We start from the raw sequence: 3,472 nt of genomic DNA, 5'->3' as shown, positions 1-3,472 counted from the left end.
ACCTGGACATCCATCTGATCTGCGACAACTACGGCACCCACAAGCGCCCGGCCATCGTGAAGTGGCTGGAATCGCATCCCCGCTTCCCCCGGAATTGCCGCAGCTTGTTGAAGCAGCGCTCCACCGTGTTGCGCTCCTTGTACCGCTCGGCGTCGAAGACAAGGAAACACGCCCTAGATTTTCATGCCCCTGGCGGGGCGCCCGCGGGTGGATGAAACTGGGGGTGCCGCCCGCTGACGTCGTCGCGACTTGGCACTCTGAGTCCGTGCCCTAGGTCGGCGTCGCCTCACTGCGGAATTCGCTCACGCAGCACCGAGTAGAGAACCTGATCGTGCCAATCGCCGTTCCGCCATTGGGAGCGTCGCAAGATTCCCTCGCGTTCGAACCCGATCTTCTCCACGGCGCGCTGCTCGCTCCGATTCGCGACGTCGGTAAAGCATTGGATGCGCTCCGCCCGGGTGTGGGCGAAAAGATAGTCCACGAGCTGGCGCTGGGCCTCGGTTCCAATGCCTTTGTAACGGAAGTCGGAAAAGACGCAGATGCCGATCGTCCAGCACCAGCATGTGGAATCCGGCCCCCAAGCCATCTTCGACCACATCACCCATCCGGCGGTGTCTCCATCGGCGTCGATGGCGAGGCGGCCGGAGTCGGCGCCAAGAAGACCGTTCTCGGCGAAGTCCTGACGCAGCCTTCGATATGAGTGGTGTCCGTACCACTGGAATTCGCCCCTGAGCTCCGGCGTAGCCCGTTCCGCCTCGAAGACGTCCAGATCGTCCTCGCGGAACGGCCTCAGTCTGATCTCCATGACCTTCCTTTCGTGCGGCGTGGGCCGCCACATGGTGAAGCGTGGACGGCATCTCTTCTACCTCAACCACCCGTCCGACGGGGCCTTTTTTACCGGTCCCATGCCGCCTCACGGTGATCACATTGATGGACGACCGCCTGGACGACGAGTATGAGACTCGAACATTAAGCGATTGGCGCCCGATTTCGGATCGATCAAAAAGACGATCAGCCGGACTTCTGCCGTGGCCGATCGAATCGAGGTGAACGGTGCGGATTGGCTTTCTCAAGATACTGCAAATTCGGCCGTGCGCTCTCGAGTACCGGACCTGCATTCGTCAGACTGACGCCGTGACCACCGTATCCGTCGTGATCCCTACGTGGAGCGCCGGATGCCCCAGACGCAGCGCGGCGTTCGAGCAAGCCGAAAGGGTGCGGCGCATGAAACGGATCGCCATAGTCCAGTCGAACTATATTCCATGGAAAGGATATTTCGACCTGATCACTCACGTCGACGAGTTCATGCTGTTCGACGACGTGCAATATACCGATAGGGATTGGCGTAATCGCAACCGTATAAAGATGGCGACGGGCCTCAAATGGCTCTCCGTTCCAGTCAAGCGCGGCCCTCGGAGTCAGCTGATCAACGAAGTGGAAATAAGTGACCCGGAGTGGCGCATCGCACACTGGCGAATACTTGCACAGGCATACAGGAAGGCCTCCTGTTTCGATGAGATGGCGCCAATCGTGGAGGAACTCTATCAGAAGTGTAAAAGCGATAAACTGTCCGCAGTGAACAGGCATTTCCTCAAAGGGATCTGTCTCATCCTCGGTATCCGGACAAATTTGACCAGGTCCGAGGACTATGGCGCGGAGGGATCCAAAACCGAGCGCCTGGTCGATCTGTGCCAGAAGGCCGGCGCCGACCAATATGTGACAGGTCCGGCCGCGCGGTCCTACCTTGATGAAAGCCTCTTCCGACAAGCGGGGATCGAGGTTCGATGGTTCGACTACTCCGGCTACTCCGAATATCCGCAACTCCACCCACCGTTCGACCACCAGGTGACCGTCCTCGATCTGATCCTCAACACGGGTCAGGCTGCCGCCGGATACCTCAAAGGCGTCGTCCGGGCGACGACAGCAGATCCGGAGTGACCGCGGCATGTTCGAACTGAAAAGCCGTAGCGCCCAGGGGGCCCCCGTCGCACGGCGAGCGTTGATCTCGACTCTCCTCGGAGAGCGCATCACATATCTGCTGGCAGGCGCCGTGACGGCTGGGATATATTACGCTCTTCTTGGTCTGGGATTACTGGCCGCCAAGAATGCCGTGCCCTATCTTTTCCTGGTCGTGGTCAGCCATTTCGCCACCGTGGTGATCGTCTATCCGGTGTACCGCATGGTCGTCTTCAAGGTCTCCGGTGAAGGCTGGGTGTCCGGCTACCTGCGCTTCTACGCCGTCGGCCTGAGCTTTCTGGGCGCGTCCGTCATTGGCCTGCCTCTTCTGGTGGAGTTCGCCGGAATTCCCCTTATGATGGCGCAGGCGCTGATAATCCTGCTGAGCCCGCCGCTGAGTTACGCGATACATCGGACCTGGACGTTCCGGAGACGGGACAACGCCTGACCATGGCGGCATGTGCGACGCCGTCCGAGCAAAACGGTGGGCGCTGTGTCCTCAATCAACGAGGCGCCCGGGATCCCCGACCGACCGGGGTCTCGCCTCGAACGGGTGACACGCGCAACTGGGCAACAACGGTCACCGTCCCGCGGCGGGGAACTGCGGTGCCTACCATCACGATCATCGGCGCCGCCGGGGTGCCCGTCGTCAACCTGGGGTTCCAGCGCGCCTCGGCAGGTCGGCGGATGCCGTCGGGCAATGCCGCGGCGTTCTTCCGGCTCGTCGGTCACCTGCGCCGAGCTCGCCCGGACGTACTCCACGCCTTTCTCTTCCACGGCTACGTGACCGCCGCTCCGGCTGCACGGCTGGCGGGCGTTCCGGTACTCGTGGCCGGGAGACGCAGTCTCGGGGACTTCAAACGGGGGCGCCCGTTGCTGCTGGCCCTGGACGCCGTGGCAACGCGGATGACCGGCCACCTCGTGGCGAACGCGCAGGCCGTCGCCGAGGACATGCTCCGCGACGGGGGCGTCCGCGCGAGAAAGATCACGGTGGTGCGCAACGGCCTGCCCGAGTCCGCCTTCGAATCGATGCCTCCGGCGTCCCTCGCCACCCGGCTTCCCGTCGTGCTATGCGTGGCCAACCTTATCTCCTACAAGGGCCACCGGTACCTTCGGTGGTGGCCGTGACCTCCGCGCCGGATCGAGTGCCACTTCCGGGCGCGCCGCCTTCTCGATCAGTGCCGCGACGATCTTGATCAGGAACTTCTTGAACTCCGTGGCCCGGTGCCGGCGGTGGATCGAGTCGATGATCTGTCCGCTGGTCACGTCCAGGGCAGCGAACAAAGTGGTGATGCCGTTGCGAACCTAATCGTGGGTGTGGCGCTCAGGCATGCCGGGCATCATCGGCAGCACCGGCGCGGACCGGTCCAGGGCCTGGATCTGGGACTTTTCATCCACCGACAGCACCAGGGCCTTGTCCGGCGGGTCCAGATACAGGCCGGCGACGTCACGGACCTTGTCGATGAACTGCGGGTCATTGGACAGCTTGAAGGTGTCGACCTTGTGCGGCTTGAGA

The 3,472-nt window shown here is 62.3% G+C and carries 4 protein-coding genes and 2 pseudogenes; 4 read left to right on the top strand and 2 right to left on the bottom strand.

The features are described from left to right. A pseudogene (locus tag AB0I04_RS54995) lies at nucleotides 1–215 on the top strand (hypothetical protein); the annotation flags it as partial. A gap of 71 nt (nucleotides 216–286) precedes the next feature. Here the strand turns inward: AB0I04_RS54995 and AB0I04_RS54990 are convergent. Beyond that, entirely contained in the window at nucleotides 287–805 is a 519-nt protein-coding gene (locus AB0I04_RS54990; protein ID WP_360905000.1) for a GNAT family protein, read from the bottom strand. Nucleotides 806–1,134: 329 nt separating this feature from the next. Between AB0I04_RS54990 and AB0I04_RS54985 the strand changes: the two genes are divergently transcribed. From AB0I04_RS54985 to AB0I04_RS54975, 3 genes are read left to right on the top strand one after another with little or no spacing between them, the layout of a single operon-like run. After that, nucleotides 1,135–1,938: a WbqC family protein gene (locus AB0I04_RS54985; RefSeq protein ID WP_360904997.1), complete on the top strand. Its 804-nt coding sequence runs from the start codon at nucleotides 1,135–1,137 to the stop codon at nucleotides 1,936–1,938. Nucleotides 1,939–1,945: 7 nt separating this feature from the next. Then, on the top strand, nucleotides 1,946–2,404 hold the full coding sequence (locus AB0I04_RS54980; protein WP_360904994.1) for a GtrA family protein: 459 nt from the start codon (nucleotides 1,946–1,948) through the stop codon (nucleotides 2,402–2,404). A gap of 2 nt (nucleotides 2,405–2,406) precedes the next feature. Then, nucleotides 2,407–3,084, top strand: a complete 678-nt coding sequence (locus AB0I04_RS54975; RefSeq protein WP_360904991.1) for a glycosyltransferase — start codon at nucleotides 2,407–2,409, stop codon at nucleotides 3,082–3,084. 69 nt (nucleotides 3,085–3,153) lie between these two features. Here the strand turns inward: AB0I04_RS54975 and AB0I04_RS54970 are convergent. Then, nucleotides 3,154–3,472, bottom strand: a pseudogene (locus AB0I04_RS54970) (IS630 family transposase); the annotation flags it as partial.

Source organism: Actinoallomurus sp. NPDC050550 (genome assembly GCF_040655075.1).
Taxonomy (GTDB): domain Bacteria; phylum Actinomycetota; class Actinomycetes; order Streptosporangiales; family Streptosporangiaceae; genus Actinoallomurus.
Note: the sequence above shows the minus strand (reverse complement) of the source record. Positions and strands in the feature narration are given on the sequence as shown.